The sequence below is a fragment of the Akkermansia sp. JRP_AM1 genome (assembly GCF_049262625.1).
Classification (GTDB): Bacteria; Verrucomicrobiota; Verrucomicrobiia; order Verrucomicrobiales; family Akkermansiaceae; genus Akkermansia; species Akkermansia massiliensis.
In genome coordinates, this window is record NZ_CP118234.1 from 1,740,472 (window position 1) to 1,756,206 (window position 15,735).

Below are 15,735 nucleotides of genomic sequence, written 5' to 3' on the forward strand. Positions count from 1 at the left end.
AATTTTTCTTTAATTTGAAGGTGTGGATTCCTGATAAAATTCTGCCTTGCAAAAGATTTCAGGTTTGCATCAACCGCCGTTCTTTTGGCCGGATTCGCAATCCGCTGGTTTTTCCATTATGAATGAAGATGGTCCCTGTCAATCGCGGGACCGTTTCTCCGGGAGAATGCCTCCCGGCAATTAAAACCGTGCTTCATTCCGGAGGCTTTTATCAAGGAAGCGAAAGGAGGAGGAAAGGGACACGGTTTCCCCGGATGAAGAACGGTTCAGGAGAGGACGATTTCCTCTACAGCGGCGCGGAGGGTTTCATCACTGAATTGGTCCAGCGCATGTTTCAGAAAGCCCTGGGCAATCATCCTGCGCGCCGTGTGCTCCGGAATGCCGCGTGAAAGCAGGTAGAAGATTTCTTCCGGAGAGATGGAAGAGGTGGCGGAACCGTGCGAGCACTGCACCCTGTCCGCCAGGATTTCCAGGCCGGGAATGGAGTTTGCTTCCGCCCGGGGGCTGAGGATGAGGTTGCGGTTGCTCTGGTAGGCGCTGGTATCGTGAGCACCTTCCGCCACCAGGATCATGCCGCTGAAAATGCTGCTGGCCTCGTCATCCAGCACATTGACGTAAAGCAGGTTGCTGGAGGCTCCGCGATAGAGGTGCTTTTGGTAGGTTCTCTGGTCCAGCTCCTTGTTTTCCTTCAGGTGGCTGGCGGAAAGCAGGCGTACGTTGGCGCTGTCTCCGTTCAGGAGGCAGACCGTCTCCTGTCTGGCCCATGCCGCGCCGGGATGGCTGACGAGGTGCTCCATTTCCGCGGAATCGTCCGCCATAATGTGGCAGAGCTCCACGGCCCGGGAACGGCTGTTGAGCTCCTGGACCAAAGCGTATTTGACGGAGGAAGCGGAGGAAAGATGGTGCTGCTGGAGCGCTCCGCAGAATTGGCTGCCGTGGTCCGCGCTGACGTGGCGTTCCAGGATGTGCAGGCGGCTTCCGGTCTCCGCAATGACCAGCGTGGCGGGGAAGACGGCCACGTTGTCCCCGGAGATGAAGTGGAAGATTTCCAGGGGGCAGGAGATTTCCCGGTCCGCCATGATGACCAGACCGTTGTGCTGGAGAGCCGTGTTCAGGGCGGCCAGTTTTTCGGAACCGAGCGTTTCCGGCGCTGTTTCCAGGTGTTTCCGGGCCGCGTCCGGGTATTGGAGCACAAAGTCTTCCAGATCCATCACGGCGAGGCCTTCCGGCAGTTCTTCCGGGATGGAGACGGGGAGGCCGTTGGCGTAAACGATGCGGATGGCGTCCGGCATGGAGGCATGCTCCCTGATGATGGAGGCCAGGGCTTCCGGTGCCACGGGAGGGGCGGCTTCAAAGTTTTCCAGGGATTCGTTGCCGGGAGTTCCGAAACGCCAGGATTCCATGCGGCGGGAGGGTTCCGGAAGCTGGCCCGCCTGTTCCAGGGCCTGGCGGTGCCTGGCTTCAAACCATGCGGGAAGGAAGCCTGCGGGGAATTGTTCTTCGTTGAGCAAGTGGTTCATCATTTCCCTCCTTATCCGATGCTGTCTTCCATTTCCAGGTCAATGAGCCTGCGCAGTTCCACGGAATATTCCATGGGGAATTCCTGAACGAGGTCGTTAATGAATCCGTTGACGGCCAGGGACATGGCCGCCGCCTTCGGGATGCCCCGCTGCTGCATGTAAAAGAGCATTTCTTCAGAGACCTGGGAGACGGAAGCTTCATGCTGCACCGTGTTCCTGTCCCCCTTCACCGTGATGGCGGGGTAGGTGTCCGTGCGGCTGTTGGCCGCCAGCAGGAGGGCGTCGCATTCCGTGTTGTTCTTGCAGCCCTTGAGGCCTTTGCCCATGACCACCTGGCCCCGGTAGCTGGCGCGCCCTTCACCGATGCTGATGGATTTGGAAACGATGTTGGACGTGGTGTCGTCCGCCGCGTGGATCATTTTGGCACCCGTGTCCTGGTGCTGGCCCGTATTCGCCAGGGCGATGGAGATGACTTCCCCGCGTGCACGCCTGCCCTTGAGCACCACAGCCGGGTATTTCATGGTGAGTCCGGAGCCTATGTTGCAGTCTATCCAGCGGATTTCCGCGTCTTCCATGGCCAGTCCGCGCTTGGTGACCATGTTGAAGACGTTGGAGGACCAGTTCTGCACAGTGACGTACTGGATTTTCGCTCCTTTGAGGGCCACCAGCTCCACGACGGCGGAGTGGAGGGTGGTGGTTTCAAACTGGGGGGCCGTGCACCCTTCCATGTACATGAGCTCCGCCCCTTCATCCGCAATGATGAGGGTGCGTTCAAACTGCCCGAAGTTTTCCGAATTGATGCGGAAGTACGCCTGGAGCGGGTGCTTGAGTTTCACGCCCTTGGGTACGTAAATGAAGGAACCGCCGGAAAATACTGCGCTGTTCAGGGCGGAGAATTTGTTGTCTCCCGTGGGGATGACTTTGCCGAACCAGGGGCGGAAGACGTCTTCATGGTATTTCAGGCCTTCCGTGGAGTTGACGAAGATGACGCCCTGGCTGCGGAGTTCCTCCTTCATGTTGGAGTAGGCGGACTCGGAGTCATACTGGGCTTCCACGCCCGCCAGGAACTGGCGTTCCTGTTCAGGGACGCCCAGGCGTTCAAAGGTGCGCTTTACGTCTTCCGGCACGTCGTCCCAGCTTCGCTTGGGCCGTTCGCCGTCGGAAAGATAGTAGCGGATCTGGGAGAAGTCTATTTTTTCAATGTCCGGGGACGCCCAGTGGGTGGGCATGGGCTTGCTTTCAAAGACGGCAAGCGCATTTTTGCGGAACTGGCGCACCCATTCCGGATCGTCCTTGACGTCGCAGATGTAGTCGATGGTGGCCTCCGTCAGGCCGTAGCCGGCGTTGAATTTATGGCGTTCCGGGAAGGAGAAGTTCCCCTTGCTCCGGTCGAAGTCAAACAGGTTCTGTTTGTTCCCGTCCTCTGACATGTCAGGTGTGTCGCTCATGATTGACTGCCGGATTGGCGGCGTTACGCCTTTTCCGCTCCTTCCGCCTCTTTCAGGAATTCATATCCCCTGCTTTCCAGTTCGTCCACCAGCTCTCCGCCGCCGGTACGGACAATCCGTCCGTCGGCCAGCACGTGGACCACGTCCGGCTTGATGTAATCCAGCAGGCGCTTGTAGTGGGTGATGACGAGGAAGCTGCGGAAGGGAGAGCGCATGGAGTTGACTCCTTCCGAAACGATGCGGAGGGCGTCTATGTCCAGGCCAGAGTCCGTTTCGTCCAGAATGGCGTAAAGGGGATCCAGAAGAAGCATCTGCAGCACTTCATTGCGCTTCTTTTCACCGCCGGAAAAGCCTTCGTTGACGGCGCGGGAGGTGAATTTGCGGGACATGCCGAGCTGGTCCATTTTTGCATACAGCGTCTTGTAGAAGGTAACCGCATCCAGTTCCTCCCCCTGGGGCATGCGGGCCTGCATGGCGGCGCGCAGGAAGTTGGCGTTGGACACGCCGGGAACTTCCATGGGATACTGGAACGCCAGGAAGAGGCCCGCGCGGCTGCGCTCGTCAATGCTCATGTCCAGCAGGTTCTGTCCGTCCAGCCAGACCTCCCCTTCCGTCACCTCATAGTCCGGGTGGCCGCAGAGGACTTTGGAGAGGGTGCTTTTTCCGGAACCGTTGGGTCCCATGATCGCGTGCACTTCTCCCTTGGGAATTTCAAGATTGATGCCTTTAAGTATTTCCGTGCCTTGCACTTTGGCGTGCAAATTTTTAATGACCAGACTCATGATGATGAAAGGGATTTAGCCCTGCGGCGTGATGATGGAGCCCCTGAGGGTGATCTGGGCTTCTTCGATGCACACGTCGTCGGGCAGGTTGATGAATTCCTTCAAATCCACGCCCTCCTTGATGGTGATGTCGTAAATGCAGCCGGTCCGGGTGTCCTGGAAGTGCCCATGATCAACGAGATTGGGACAGAAGCGGGAAGAGCTGCGTTCAAAGTTGACCTGATTGACCAGGCCGTGATTCACCAGGGCTTCCAGGCAGTTGTAAACGGTGGCCAGGGAGATGCTGGGGAGCTTTTTGCGCACCCGCTGGTAAACTTCATTCGCGGTGGGATGGTCTCTCTGTTCCAGGAGAACCTGGTAGACTTCCTGTCGCTGCTTGGTGAGTCTCAAACCGGAAATAACCGGGAGGGTAGAGGCGGTGCGGGCGGCTTGTTTGGAATCTGTTTTGGGATTCATATCTTATTTTTCATGCTCTGCGTGGATAGTGGGGGAGGGTCAATTGTTTTGCAAGAACAATTCCTGTTATTTATTCGGGCGCGGGGAGGGGTAAAAAAGGGGCGGTCATCCCTGTGGATGGCCGCCCCTGCAGGGAGATAGAGTTATCTGTAATTTAGTTGGCAGCCTCGGAGCTTTCCGGGGCCACATTGACGCGGCGGCCTTCGCGGTCAAAGAACACGCGGCCGTCCACGAGGGAGAAAATGGTGTAGTCACGGCCCATGCCCACGCCCTTGCCGGGGTGCCACTTGGTGCCGCGCTGGCGGATGATGATGTTGCCCGCGATCACTTCCTGCCCGCCGAATTTTTTAACGCCGAGGCGCTTGCTGCGGGAGTCGCGACCGTTCTTGACAGAACCTTGACCTTTCTTGTGAGCCATAAGATTAGGATAAAATTAAGGGTTGAAATTAGGCGTTGATACCGGTGATTTCCAGCTTCGTCATGGCGCGGCGGGAACCTTTTTCTTGTGGAAGCCCTTGCGGCGCTTGAATTTGAAGGCGATGATCTTCTTGTCGCGGAACTGGCTGACGACCTTGGCGGAGACCGTAGCTCCTGCCACCGTCGGGGTGCCGAGGGTCACGTTTCCGTCATTTTCCACCATAAGCACCTGATCGAAGCTTGCTTCAGCACCCTCTTCAAGGGTATTGATGCACTCAACGTCGATCACGTCGCCCGCCTGAACGCGGTACTGCTTGCCACCTGTTTTGAAAATTGCGTATGCCATTGCTATCACTGTTAAGGTTCACCCGCGGATGCGGGAGCCGCAATAAACCATATCACCTTCTTTTAGACAAGCAAAATTTCATGAAAAAATGAGCGAATGGTATAAAATTTTTAAAAACGGCCCCGTTTTAACTCATTCTCCGGAGGAAATGAGGGAGCTGGGACGGCAAATAGGTAAAATTTTAATGCCCGGTGAAGTGTTGGGCGTGGTGGGGGAGCTGGGCGCCGGAAAGACGCACCTGACTCAAGGGATTATGGAAGGGCTGGGGAGTTCCGATGCGGCGGCCAGCCCGACGTTTTCCCTGGTGCACGAGCATGCGGACGGGCGCCTACGGGCGTGCCATTTTGATTTTTACCGGCTGAAGGATGAGTCCGAATTGCTCGGCATAGGCTGGGACGAGTATCTGGACGGGGACGCGGTGCTCATTGTGGAATGGGCCAACCTGTTTCCGGACGCGCTGCCGGAGGGAACTTCCTGGCTGCTGCTGGAGCACGAGGGGGAATGCCTGCGCCGGGTGTCTCTGGCCCCTGTGGAATGAAGCGGCTCAGTAGCTGATGCTCCTGGAGAACGCCTTGTCAAAGCCGGGGCTGAGCCAGATGGTGTTATGCATGGCGCCGGGGAATTCCTGGTAGTTGACCGGCGTGGAGAAGCAGTCCCGGAGCCGCTTGGCGTGGTCAGGCGGGATGACTTCGTCCGATCCTGCCGCCAGGATGCTGACGGGGCAGCCTACTTTGGGCGCTGCCAGGTCTGACCGGAAGTGGTCCGGCAGGAGAAGCTTGACGGGAAGGTAGGGGAAGAGGCCGCGGGCGGTTTCCAGAAGACTGTCAAAGGGAACCAGCAGGACCAGCTTTTTCACGTTCCTGACGGAGGCTATCTGCGTGGCGACTCCGGAGCCGAGGCTTTGCCCGACCAGGATGACGTCGTCCGGCGTTCTTCCGGTTTCCTTCAGCACGGAGTCGAGAATCGCCAAGGAATCCCCCATGATGTTCTGCTCCGTGGGCGTGCCGGTGCTGAGACCGTATCCCCGGTAGTTGACCAGGAGCTTGGCATGGGGGAACCGGTCCAGGTAGGGAAGCATCATGGAGATGTCCATGGCATTCCCTCCATAATACACCAGCAGGGGCTGTCCCTTCTTTTCAATAAGCCAGCCGCTGAGCTGGGCCCCGTTATGGTGGAAAGTGCGCCGGTGGGGCTCCCAGGCGGCGCGTTTTTCCAGATACACGGTTTTGTCCTTGGGCTGGGGCGGCAGGTACACCAGGGAACGGACGGAACACTGGACGCACGCCAGGGCCAGCGCTCCGGCCAGCAGGGCGCTCAGGATTTTCCATTTTCCCGGTTTCAGCATCCGCATGAGGTTCATTGTCCAGAATTTTCCGTGGTCATGGTTCCGGCCGTGCCGGTGCGGGGTAGGGCTGTCCCCCGTTCCTGGCAGCTCCAGCCGGTCAGGGAGGACGTTTTGCCTTCCGCGTCCAGGCGGCACACCCCGCTGAGGAGTATTTCCCGGGATGAGGTCTTAAAGTGCAGGACGGCGGGTGATGTTCCCTGCCGGTACGTCACCGTTGCCGTTTCCGGAAGAGCCCCGTTGATTCCCAGGGTGCCTCTGCCGTCACCCAGGGAGTTGTATAAGAGAGTCATGCCGGAGTTTGCGCGCTGGATTTCCCGTGCTGGGGCAGGTTCCGTTTCACCATCCAGGACAATGGCCGTGCGGCTCCCGTTGGGGAACCATTCCGCCTGGACGTTATCCGTTTCAAGCGTGGCGCCGCCGCGCCCGCAGGCGCAAAGCGTCAGCAGCATGCCGGGCAGGAGGAGGAAAGCTGGTCGCATGGAAAGAGTGTCCCCGAATTTGAGGAGGAAGGCAATCTCTCTTTTCTCTCCATGGGCGGCTTTTGCAGGAATTGGAATTTTTCTGATAGAAGAAAACCGGGGAAAAGGTATAATAAAGGATATGTTTAACCGGATGTTTTCATGGAGTTTTGTGGCCGCAGCGTGCGTTGCGGGATCATTCCCGGCACTATCCCGGGGGCAGGAAGGCGCGGCTCAATCCGGGTCCGCAGCCGTGAAGGTGCCTGCCGCCAGTCTGCTGATGGCCCGCCAGGAGGTGGGGGAAACGCGGTTGGACCGGTCTTTCAAGAATGGTGAATTGAGCATCGGGGGTAAAAAATACGCTGCGGGCATCGGCACTCACGCTACATCCATGATTCCGCTCCCTGTGCCGGAGGGCAGCGGCTCAAGAGTGTGGAAGCTGGAAGGGGCCTGCGGCATTGACGACGGTACGGACGGAGACGGCAGCGTGGAATTCCGTGTAATGAGCGGTTCCGAAGTTTTATGGAGTTCCGGCGTGATGAAGAGGGGAATGCCTGCGAAAAAGTTTTCCGTTCCGGTAGCGGAAAACGGCATACGGCATCTTTACCTGATGGCTGACCGGGTGGAAAATAATTCCTATGACCACGCAGACTGGGTGGACCTGGTCTGGAAAACGGGCGGTGAGCCGCAGGGCATGAAGGGAGCCGTGGTGAATGCCGCCAAATTCGGCATGATTCCCGGCGTCAGGAAAAATCAGGGTCCGGCCCTGCGGTCCGCGATTTCCGCCCTGCGGAAGCAGGGAGGAGGCGTGCTGAACATCCCTAGGGGAGTCTATCATTTTTATCCGGAGGGAGCCTTGAACATGAGCTTCAATATCTCCAACCATGACCAGCCCCTGGTTCATCCGGTGTGCGTGACCCTGACCGATTTGCGGAATGTCCGCGTAGAGGGCAATGGCTCCCTGTTCCTGTTTCACGGCAAGGTGGTTCCCCTGCTGGTCATGGACAGCGAAAACGTCAGCATCAACCGTCTGTCCGTGGATTATGAACGGTCCTATTGTACGGAAGCGCGCGTCTTGAATGCGGACGACAGGTCCACGGAGGTGGAAATAGACAAAAAAGCCTACCCCTATGAAATCAGGAACAACAGGTTCGTTTTCCTGGGCGAAGGCTGGGAGGAAGGAATGGGGAGCTGCATGGCCTTTGAGAAGGGGACCGGGCACATCATTGCCAATACGTCGGACATGGGCTGGAACGGCCGGGTGGAACCCCTCGGAGGGAACCGCCTCCGGCTGGACTGGAACCTCAAGCAGAAGGGAATCAAGCCGGGGGATACGCTGGTGCTGCGGAATTATAACCGCCCCCATCCGGGATGCGTGGTTTACCGGGCGCGGAAGACGGTCCTGAATGATGTGGCCCTGCACCAGAGCACGGGCATGGCTTTGCTGGTCCAGCGGTCGGAGGATTTCCACATGAAGGGCGGCGGCGTCATGGTCAGGAAAGGGACGGGGCGCGTGCACACCGCCGGGGCGGACGCCACCCATTTTTCCAACACCCGGGGCGAGATTGTGGTGGAGAAAGCCTTGTTCGAGGGAATGATGGATGACGCCATCAACGTTCATTCCACCTGCCTGGGCGTGACGGAGGTAGTGGACAGCCATACGCTGAAATGCAAGTACATGCACCGCCAGGCGGTGGGGTTTGAAGTGTTCCTGCCCGGTGAAAAAATCCGTTTTATCAACGGGCCTACGCTTGAACCGGGAAGCACCGCTACCGTAAAAACCGCCGTGAAGAAGAGTTCTACGGAACTGGTGATCACGCTGGAAGAACCGCTGCCTCCGTCCGTCAAGGCCGGGGACGCCGTGGAAAATGCGGATTTTTACCCTTCCGTAGTATTCCGCAACAACATCGTCCGCAACAACCGCGCCCGCGGTTCTCTTTTCACGACGCCTGAGAAGGTTCTGGTGGAGGGCAATTTGTTTGACCATTCCTCCGGCGCGGCCATTCTGCTGGCCGGGGACGCCCAGGGCTGGTATGAAAGCGGCGCCTGCCATGAAGTGGTGATCCGCAGGAATACCTTCATCAACAACCTGACCTCCCGCTACCAGTTCACGAACGCCATCATTTCCATTTACCCGGAAGTCAAGCAGTTGAACAAGCAGAAGGATTATTATCACCGCAATGTCCTGATAGAAAACAATGTGTTCAAGACGTTCGACGTGCCGCTGCTGTTTGCCATTTCCACGGATAACCTTAAATTCGTCAACAACAAAATCATTTACAACAATGATTTCAGGGGCTGGGGGCAGAAGCCCTTCCAGTTCAAGAGGTGCGCCAACATCCTGATTAAAAATAACAAGGTTCAGCCTCCCCGCACATGGTCCATTGAGGACTGCAAGCTGGAAAATACTCCCGCGGACCAGGTGCGCATAGAGAATTGACGTTTCCCTGCGCCATTCCGCCTTTTGCGGATTTTTCATGCTGCAGGGGCCGGACGGCCGTCCGGGAGGAAGGCGGAGTTTTTTACGGTTATTTCAACGTCTTGACGCAGAACGGTGTCATTACCGGAATGATAGATATTCCTTCCCGTCTGGTCAAACGCTGCAAAAAGTTCATTGAGCCGTACCGGGTGACGGACGGCAAGGGGTTCAAGTTATCCCACTATGATCCGGGCGATCTGGGCAAGCTGGACAAGGACAGCAAGAAGGAAGCCGTGGACAAGCTGGAGAAGGGCATTGAGCTGCTGGAACAGCTTCAGGAGGTGCTTTATGCCAGCGAATCCTATGCGCTGCTGGTGGTGCTGCAGGCGATGGATAGCGCGGGCAAGGACGGCATTGTGAAGCATGTGATGGGCGGAGTCAATCCGCAGGGGTGCGTGGTCAGCAGCTTCAAGCCGCCCTCCACGCTGGAACGGAGCCATGATTTCCTGTGGCGGTGCGTGGCCCGTCTTCCCCGGCGGGGAATGATCGGCATTTTCAACCGTTCCTACTATGAAGAAGTGCTGAGCGTGCGCGTGCATCCGGAATTTCTGGCGGGGGAGGGGTTTGATCCCGTCCATGCCAAGGGAGCCTTCTGGAAGGAGAGGTACAGATCCATCAATAATCTGGAACGCCATCTGCTCGCCAACAAGACGCGCATCGTGAAGATATTCCTTAACCTTTCCAGTGAGGAACAGAGAAAGCGCCTTCTGGCGCGGCTGGACACCCCGCACAAGAACTGGAAGTTTTCAGAGGGGGACATCCACGAACGCGAGTTCTGGGACCAGTACCAGAAGGCGTATGAGGAAATGATACGTCATACTTCTTCCCGGGACGCGCCGTGGTATGTGGTGCCGGCGGACAACAAGTGGTATTCCAGGCTTGTCTGCATGTGCGCCATTGTGGAGGCACTGGCGGAAATGAAACTGGAATACCCTAAGGTGTCCGGGGAATTGAAGGCGTTCTTCCCTGAATTCCGGGAGGAACTGGAACGCCCCCTGTCCGGGGACAGGGATTGAACGAAGAGTCCGGGAACGGAAGGGAAAGAAAAAAGGCCGCGGAAGAATGGCAAAAAGAAAAACGGCGCATCATGCGGAAGCTTCCCTCCGTCTGCTGCGCCGCCGCATTCCATCCCGTGCGGGCCTGCCGGTTCTTTAATCAGCGCCTGCGTTCCCAGGATTTCACCTTGCCGTTGATGAACAGCACGTAGCCGGTATCCACCGGGACGTAGGTGACGTCATTGTAATACGGGTAATAGGGACGGTAGAACCCCGGTCCCCAATAGGGGCCTCCCCAGTAGGGCCCGGCCCAGAAGGAGGGCGGCGGGGTGTAAACCGGCTGGAGGGAAGAGTAAATCCAGCGGGTGGCGGATTTTCCGTTAAGGTTGCCTTCCGCGACGGCGGAGGGGTCTCCCCAGGCCAGGAAGACGGCGGGCGGCGACATGCCTTCCGCAATCTGTCCGGCTTCCACCAGCGTTTTCTGGCTGGGCGGAAGGGAATTGAAAAGGGCTGGGTTTTTCTGGATGCGGGATGCCGGGGTGGACACGCAGGAAGCAAGGCTCAGAGCGGCGGCCAGGGTAGTGAAAAGTAACTTCCAGTTCATGATGTACATACGGATAACACTCACTTTGACTCTTGCCAAGGGTGTTTTGTTGAGTAAAATGTACGAACACGTTATGAAAGCGCTCCGCAATCTGGCTTTAACACTGATGGTCCCCGTTCTGGTTTCTTCCCTGTCCGCAGCAGAAAAGCCGGAAATAATCGATGAATATCTCCCGGTCGGCAAAATGGCGGAAGCTTCCGCCGTCAGCGTTGTGCTTGATGAAAGCCTTCAGCCATTCATGGAAAAGATTGACGGCGTTTTTGCCTCCCTGCCCGACAAGGACAAGAAGGAGCTCGTCAGCCAGATCGTTCCCGGTCAGCCCGTTCCGTATGACGAACGTCTGGGCTGGACCAAGGATGAGTATGCCAAGTATCTGGAATGCTGGAAGCTGAAGCAGGTGCAGGAAGTGGCCCCCGTAGCTGTGGGCATTTTCGCCTCCGGGGAACGCGGCATCTGGACTCTGGCCGCGGTGGCCCAGCAGGGACCGCTGCCGATGAGCACCCTGAAGTATGACTCCAATACCAAATCCTGGATTTCCCCCAACGGCGCCCTGGCCCTGAAAGGGGACGTTTCCTATGACGATCTGAACGTGTACGGCGCATGGAGCGGCAAGGAATGGACCATGGAAAAGAAGACCATTCTTTCCACCCTGACGGAGACCATTATCGCGGGCAAGACCAAGGACGGCAAATATACCTATTTCGTTTACAACATGTCCGAGAAGAATCCGGATAATATTGCCATTGCCAACCAGTCCATCGTGCTGCGCATCCCCATCACCCGCATTACGGGAGACCCCCTGCTGGAAAAGGCCAAGGCCAAGGCGCGCCAGTAGGGACAACAAGACGTTCCTTTCATTCCGGTAAAAACATGCGTATCATCAGCGGAAAGGCCGGCGGCATAGCACTGTCTGTTCCCAAAGGGGAAGTGCGGCCCACGACCGACCGGGTCAGGGAGGCCCTTTTTTCCATCCTGAACCCGCTGATTGACCATGCCGACGTGCTGGATTTGTTCACCGGCTCCGGAGCCTTCGGCCTGGAAGCCCTCAGCCGCGGGGCAGGGAGCTCCCGCATGGTGGATTTTTCCCGGCTTTCCTGCGCGACGGCCAAGGCCAATCTTGCCAAAACCGGCCTGGAGGGCGGCGCCGTCATCCAGGGAGACGCCGTGCAGTTTGTGAAAAGGGAGCTGCTGGCCGGCAGGAAGTACGACATTGTTTTTGCAGATCCCCCTACTGCAAGGGCCCGGCGGACCGGGATTTTATTGTGGAGCTGGCGGAGGCCGGAATTGCCGGACTGTTGAAGGACGGCGGCGTGTTTATTGCGGAAGTGCAGGAAGGCTGGGGAACCGGCATGGAAGGCGCCGCGGAGTTTGACGGCCTGGACCTGGTGGATACCCGCCGGTACGGGAAAAATATGCTGTTGTTCTATCGATTGCCTGAGAAGTAAGATGAAAGCCTTCCTGTTCTCTTTCTGTTACAATGTCCTGTACACCCTCGGGTGGCTGGTGACGCTGCCTTCCTACCTGCTCAAGCAGAAGAGGCGCGGCGGCTTCGGCACGGGGTTGATGGAGCGCTTCGGCCTGTACCGGGTTTCCTACAACCGGGAGCCGAAGGGGGTGCTGTACGTGCATGCCGTGAGTGTGGGTGAAGTGGTGCTGGCCCTCAAATTTCTCCGGGCGTGGCTCCGGGAGCGCGGCGGTTCCGCGGTGCTGGCCACCAGCACGGCTACGGGGCATGATACGGCGGTGAATGCCCAGGTGTCCGGCGTGCGCGTAATTTATGCCCCCTTTGACCTGCTGGGCCTGCCGGGGAGGTGCTTTGACCGTTTTGAACCGGAAGCCATTGTGTTGGTAGAGGCGGAATTATGGCCGAACTTTGCCCGCGCCGCCAAGGTGCGGGGCATTCCCATGGCGATGATCAATGCCCGAATGTCCGCCAGGTCCGAGAGCCGCTACCGCGCTTTTAAATGGGTGTCACGATATTATTTTTCCACGCTGGACGCCATGGGCGTGCAGGACAAGGGAGACGTCCGGAGGTTTGAATCCGTGGGGGTGCGCCCCTCCATCATCCATGTGACGGGCAGCATCAAGTTTGACCAGCAGATGGCGGAGCGCAAGGAAACCAATGCGGAGTTTGCCGCCATTCTGGACAAGCTGAAGCGCGGCAAGCCCGTGGTGCTGGCCGCCAGCACGCATGACGGGGAGGAAGTGCTGATTGCGGAGGCCGTGCGCAAGGCGGGAGGCTTCCCCTTGATAGTTCCCCGGCATGCGGAACGCCGCCATACGGTGGTGCGTGAGTTGGAGGCCCGCGGCTGGCAGTGCGTGCTGCGGACGGATGGCGAGCTTCCGGAAACCCTGAAGGACAATGTCTGCTACATTGCGGATACGACCGGAGAATTGAGGGATTGGACCGCGCTGGCGGATGTGGCCGTGATCGGCAAGAGCTTTCTGGCGGACGGCGGCCAGAATCCGGCGGAGGCCGTTGCCTGCGGCGTGCCCGTGCTGACGGGGCCGCACATGGAGAATTTCGATGCGCTGGTCCAGCTGCTTGAGGGCGTGGACGGCATTACCCGGTGCGATGAGGAGCGTCTGGCGGACGTGCTCAAGGAGATGCTGGACAATCCGCTGCTGGCCCATGCCCAGTCCTCCCGCGCGCAGGTGGCGTTGAAAGCCCATTTCGGCGCTACGGCCCGCACCATCCGCATGATCTGCATCATGCTCAAGATTCCCGTTTAACGGCGGGAGCCTTTTGTCCGCGGGCCTCCGGCTTGGAATGGAGCGGCAGGGCGAAGACTCCCCCTGCGGCGCGTCAATGATGATGTCAAAGTGCTGGAGGGTGTCCACGCCTATCTGGCATCTGCCGCCTGTTCCCGTCACGGCGAAGGAAAGGCCGTCCATCTGGAAGTCCGGCCCCATGCGGAGGGTGGAGGGTATGCCCAGCTTCATGACGTTGCGGTCCCCGCTGTGTCCGTTGATGTCGGAGGCCTTGGCCGTGAGCTGGTTTCCATTTGGGTCCGCGGGCCACTGTTCCAGCGGGGCCAGGGAAAGGGAAGAACCGGAATCAAGGGCCAGCAGGAAGGCGTCTCCTCCCCGGGAGCAGCGGACATAGAAAATTCCGGATGGGTGGCGTTCCACTTCCAGCGGCTTCATGTTCTGGGAGGGAAAGCGGGAGCGTTCCAGAAATTGGAGGGAAGCATCCCTGACGGACAGCAGGAACGGGGAGAAGCCCAGGTAGTTGATTCCCAGAATGCCGTCCACCCTGACCTGCATATCTTTTTGAAGGGGGGTGAGGTCCATGGCGAGGCCGAAGAAGTTTTTAATGTGAAGCCCTCCGATGGAGAAGGACTTCATGGCGAAAAGCTGGGGAACGGTGTTGACGTTGGAGCCGGGGGCGATCTGCGCGTTTTCAAGCGGCAGGCCGGGGAAATTCTCTTGATGAATTTGATGTCAAACGTGGTGTGGGAGGCCGCCGTGTCCACAATGAGATTGCATGGAACGCCGTTAATGGTGCATTGCGCCACAAGAAGTTTGCTGTGGGCGTCTCTCGTCAGCCGGACGGGGTTCAGGTCCGTGATGGAAACGACGGGCCTGGCTTGGGCGGGGTCCGGCTGTTCCGCTGCGGAGAGAGGAAGCGCGCCCAATGCCAGAAGGGCCGCGGAAGCGCGGAAAAGGCTGCATGGGAAGAGCATCCCTTACTGGTAAGCGCGCCTCTGCGGTTTGACAAGCCAATTTGACGGAGAATCAGTCATGGCTGCGGTGGTTGGGCTTGTGGCGGCGTTCCAGTTCCACGCGGTCCTCATAATTCCGGGCCTGTACCTTCCGGTCTCTCTTCCCGGCCCGTTCCACGTTCATCTGCCTTTTTTTCTGGCGTTTGGCAAGCCGCGCGATTTCATCTTCCAGATTCAGGAAATTCAAGTACCGCTCCCTGTCCAACGTTCCTTCCTCCACGGCTTTCCTGATGGCGCAGCCGGAATCCGTGCCGTGGCTGCAATCCGCAAATTTGCATTCCTGGGCCAGCTCCGTCAAATCCGCAAAGCTTTCCCGCAGGGTATGTTCATCCGTCCACATCTGGATTTCACGGATTCCGGGATTGTCAATCAGCAGGCCGCCGTGTTTGAGGAGCACCAGTTCGCGCGCCACGGTCGTATGGCGTCCCTTGCCGGTCACCTCATTCACTTCCCCCGTCCAGAGCCATTCGTCCCCCAGCAGGGTATTGACCAGCGTGGATTTTCCCACTCCGGAGGAACCGACGATGCAGATGGTTTTTCCCCTGGAAAGGCATTTGCGGAATTCCTTGATTCCCTTGTTGTGCAGGGCGCTGATGCCGATGATGGAGCATTCCGGGGAGAGTTCCCGCAGGGCCTGCACGGCTTCGTCCACTTCCTCCCTGGAGAAAAGGTCCGTTTTATTGAGCAGGATGAGAGGTGCGGCGCCGCTGCGGCGGATGAGCGTAAAGTAGCGCTCCATGCGCCTGGGGTTGAAGTCCGTTCCCGGCTCCGTCACCACGGCTACGGTGTCCACATTGGTTCCCAGAACCTGTTCCGCGCTGCTTTTTCCCGGAGCTTTGCGGGAAAAACAGGTCTGGCGGGGGAGAATGGCGCGTATGACGGCTTCGTCTCCCGCTTCCCCCGGGTCAATCGCCACCCAGTCTCCTACGGCGGGCAGTTCCGCATCCGTGGCGGCGTCATGCCAGAGCTTGCCGCTGACGACCGCGTCCACGTCTTCCCCGCCGTCCAGCAGGGCGGTGAAGTTGATTTTCGTTTCCCGGATGAGGCGTCCCGGAACCCAGCCGGGTTTGGCGACGGCGTTGAAAGCGCGTTGAAAGTGGTCGTTCCAGCCTAAATCCTGAAGAGTGACGGGCATGAAAATGGAAAATGTAGTTTTGGGA

17 protein-coding genes and 1 pseudogene are annotated in these 15,735 nt (G+C 58.3%); 8 read left to right on the forward strand and 10 right to left on the reverse strand.

Annotated elements, in window-relative coordinates:
* Window positions 1–266 precede the first annotated feature (266 nt).
* The 6 genes and pseudogenes from PVA48_RS08245 to rplU all read right to left on the reverse strand — a co-directional run bounded on the left by PVA48_RS08245 (window position 267) and on the right by rplU (window position 4,969).
* The gene (locus tag PVA48_RS08245; RefSeq protein ID WP_102728731.1) at window positions 267–1,523 is read right to left on the reverse strand and encodes a SufB/SufD family protein; all 1,257 of its coding nucleotides are present in this window, start codon (window positions 1,521–1,523) and stop codon (window positions 267–269) included.
* 8 nt (window positions 1,524–1,531) lie between these two features.
* Complete coding sequence (gene sufB / locus PVA48_RS08250; protein ID WP_022396457.1) at window positions 1,532–2,968, reverse strand: Fe-S cluster assembly protein SufB; 1,437 nt, start codon at window positions 2,966–2,968, stop codon at window positions 1,532–1,534.
* A 23-nt stretch (window positions 2,969–2,991) separates the two neighbouring features.
* Window positions 2,992–3,750 (reverse strand): Fe-S cluster assembly ATPase SufC, encoded by a 759-nt coding sequence (gene sufC / locus PVA48_RS08255; RefSeq protein ID WP_102722639.1) that lies wholly within the window; start codon window positions 3,748–3,750, stop codon window positions 2,992–2,994.
* Between the two features lie 15 nt (window positions 3,751–3,765).
* A complete protein-coding gene (locus tag PVA48_RS08260) occupies window positions 3,766–4,206 on the reverse strand; it encodes a Fur family transcriptional regulator (RefSeq protein ID WP_022396459.1) in 441 nt (146 codons plus the stop codon).
* Window positions 4,207–4,360: 154 nt separating this feature from the next.
* Window positions 4,361–4,624, reverse strand: coding sequence for a 50S ribosomal protein L27 (rpmA, locus tag PVA48_RS08265; RefSeq protein WP_022396460.1), 264 nt, complete (start codon window positions 4,622–4,624; stop codon window positions 4,361–4,363).
* A 28-nt stretch (window positions 4,625–4,652) separates the two neighbouring features.
* Window positions 4,653–4,969 (reverse strand): annotated as a pseudogene (rplU, locus tag PVA48_RS08270) (50S ribosomal protein L21).
* Between the two features lie 88 nt (window positions 4,970–5,057).
* On the opposite strand from rplU, the gene tsaE reads away from it, so the two are divergent.
* Window positions 5,058–5,507, forward strand: a complete 450-nt coding sequence (gene tsaE / locus PVA48_RS08275; RefSeq protein ID WP_102722640.1) for a tRNA (adenosine(37)-N6)-threonylcarbamoyltransferase complex ATPase subunit type 1 TsaE — start codon at window positions 5,058–5,060, stop codon at window positions 5,505–5,507.
* A 6-nt stretch (window positions 5,508–5,513) separates the two neighbouring features.
* Here the strand turns inward: tsaE and PVA48_RS08280 are convergent, their stop codons facing one another.
* Complete coding sequence (locus tag PVA48_RS08280; protein WP_180972889.1) at window positions 5,514–6,329, reverse strand: alpha/beta hydrolase; 816 nt, start codon at window positions 6,327–6,329, stop codon at window positions 5,514–5,516.
* Window positions 6,326–6,763, reverse strand: a complete 438-nt coding sequence (locus tag PVA48_RS08285; RefSeq protein WP_022396464.1) for a hypothetical protein — start codon at window positions 6,761–6,763, stop codon at window positions 6,326–6,328. The genes PVA48_RS08280 and PVA48_RS08285 overlap by 4 nt, the downstream gene beginning before the upstream one ends.
* 262 nt (window positions 6,764–7,025) lie before the next feature.
* On the opposite strand from PVA48_RS08285, the gene PVA48_RS08290 reads away from it, so the two are divergent.
* Complete coding sequence (locus tag PVA48_RS08290; RefSeq protein ID WP_423231576.1) at window positions 7,026–9,212, forward strand: NPCBM/NEW2 domain-containing protein; 2,187 nt, start codon at window positions 7,026–7,028, stop codon at window positions 9,210–9,212.
* Between the two features lie 128 nt (window positions 9,213–9,340).
* Window positions 9,341–10,267, forward strand: a complete 927-nt coding sequence (locus tag PVA48_RS08295) for a polyphosphate kinase 2 family protein (RefSeq protein ID WP_102728840.1) — start codon at window positions 9,341–9,343, stop codon at window positions 10,265–10,267.
* 139 nt (window positions 10,268–10,406) lie between these two features.
* Here the strand turns inward: PVA48_RS08295 and PVA48_RS08300 are convergent, their stop codons facing one another.
* Window positions 10,407–10,850, reverse strand: coding sequence for a hypothetical protein (locus PVA48_RS08300; RefSeq protein WP_146017859.1), 444 nt, complete (start codon window positions 10,848–10,850; stop codon window positions 10,407–10,409).
* Between the two features lie 73 nt (window positions 10,851–10,923).
* Here PVA48_RS08300 and PVA48_RS08305 point away from each other — a divergent pair, with 73 nt between their 5' ends.
* The 5 genes from PVA48_RS08305 (at window position 10,924) to PVA48_RS08325 (ending at window position 14,549) form a co-directional block, all read left to right on the forward strand.
* Window positions 10,924–11,685: a hypothetical protein gene (locus PVA48_RS08305; protein ID WP_146017860.1), complete on the forward strand. Its 762-nt coding sequence runs from the start codon at window positions 10,924–10,926 to the stop codon at window positions 11,683–11,685.
* Window positions 11,686–11,720: 35 nt separating this feature from the next.
* Complete coding sequence (locus PVA48_RS08310; protein ID WP_423231577.1) at window positions 11,721–12,149, forward strand: RsmD family RNA methyltransferase; 429 nt, start codon at window positions 11,721–11,723, stop codon at window positions 12,147–12,149.
* Window positions 12,113–12,295: a hypothetical protein gene (locus PVA48_RS08315; RefSeq protein ID WP_423231578.1), complete on the forward strand. Its 183-nt coding sequence runs from the start codon at window positions 12,113–12,115 to the stop codon at window positions 12,293–12,295. Before PVA48_RS08310 ends, PVA48_RS08315 begins: the two co-directional genes overlap by 37 nt.
* A 1-nt stretch (window position 12,296) precedes the next feature.
* Window positions 12,297–13,583, forward strand: coding sequence for a 3-deoxy-D-manno-octulosonic acid transferase (locus PVA48_RS08320; protein WP_022396470.1), 1,287 nt, complete (start codon window positions 12,297–12,299; stop codon window positions 13,581–13,583).
* Between the two features lie 90 nt (window positions 13,584–13,673).
* Window positions 13,674–14,549, forward strand: a complete 876-nt coding sequence (locus tag PVA48_RS08325) for a hypothetical protein (RefSeq protein WP_423231579.1) — start codon at window positions 13,674–13,676, stop codon at window positions 14,547–14,549.
* Window positions 14,550–14,588: 39 nt separating this feature from the next.
* Here PVA48_RS08325 and rsgA read toward each other — a convergent pair whose 3' ends face one another.
* A complete protein-coding gene (gene rsgA / locus PVA48_RS08330; protein ID WP_102728839.1) occupies window positions 14,589–15,710 on the reverse strand; it encodes a ribosome small subunit-dependent GTPase A in 1,122 nt (373 codons plus the stop codon).
* Window positions 15,711–15,735 lie beyond the last annotated feature (25 nt).

Bases quoted from the DNA above. Each gene is read 5' to 3' on its own strand.
- PVA48_RS08300 (WP_146017859.1), bottom strand. From the start codon at position 10,850: ATGAACTGGAAGTTACTTTTCACTACCCTGGCCGCCGCTCTGAGCCTT.
- PVA48_RS08285 (WP_022396464.1), bottom strand. From the start codon at position 6,763: ATGCTGCTGACGCTTTGCGCCTGCGGGCGCGGCGGCGCCACGCTTGAA.
- PVA48_RS08305 (WP_146017860.1), top strand. From the start codon at position 10,924: ATGAAAGCGCTCCGCAATCTGGCTTTAACACTGATGGTCCCCGTTCTG.
- PVA48_RS08245 (WP_102728731.1), bottom strand. From the start codon at position 1,523: ATGATGAACCACTTGCTCAACGAAGAACAATTCCCCGCAGGCTTCCTT.
- tsaE (WP_102722640.1), top strand. From the start codon at position 5,058: ATGAGCGAATGGTATAAAATTTTTAAAAACGGCCCCGTTTTAACTCAT.
- PVA48_RS08280 (WP_180972889.1), bottom strand. From the start codon at position 6,329: ATGAACCTCATGCGGATGCTGAAACCGGGAAAATGGAAAATCCTGAGC.
- rpmA (WP_022396460.1), bottom strand. From the start codon at position 4,624: ATGGCTCACAAGAAAGGTCAAGGTTCTGTCAAGAACGGTCGCGACTCC.
- PVA48_RS08310 (WP_423231577.1), top strand. From the start codon at position 11,721: ATGCGTATCATCAGCGGAAAGGCCGGCGGCATAGCACTGTCTGTTCCC.
- sufC (WP_102722639.1), bottom strand. From the start codon at position 3,750: ATGAGTCTGGTCATTAAAAATTTGCACGCCAAAGTGCAAGGCACGGAA.
- PVA48_RS08295 (WP_102728840.1), top strand. From the start codon at position 9,341: ATGATAGATATTCCTTCCCGTCTGGTCAAACGCTGCAAAAAGTTCATT.
- PVA48_RS08260 (WP_022396459.1), bottom strand. From the start codon at position 4,206: ATGAATCCCAAAACAGATTCCAAACAAGCCGCCCGCACCGCCTCTACC.
- rsgA (WP_102728839.1), bottom strand. From the start codon at position 15,710: ATGCCCGTCACTCTTCAGGATTTAGGCTGGAACGACCACTTTCAACGC.
- PVA48_RS08320 (WP_022396470.1), top strand. From the start codon at position 12,297: ATGAAAGCCTTCCTGTTCTCTTTCTGTTACAATGTCCTGTACACCCTC.
- sufB (WP_022396457.1), bottom strand. From the start codon at position 2,968: ATGAGCGACACACCTGACATGTCAGAGGACGGGAACAAACAGAACCTG.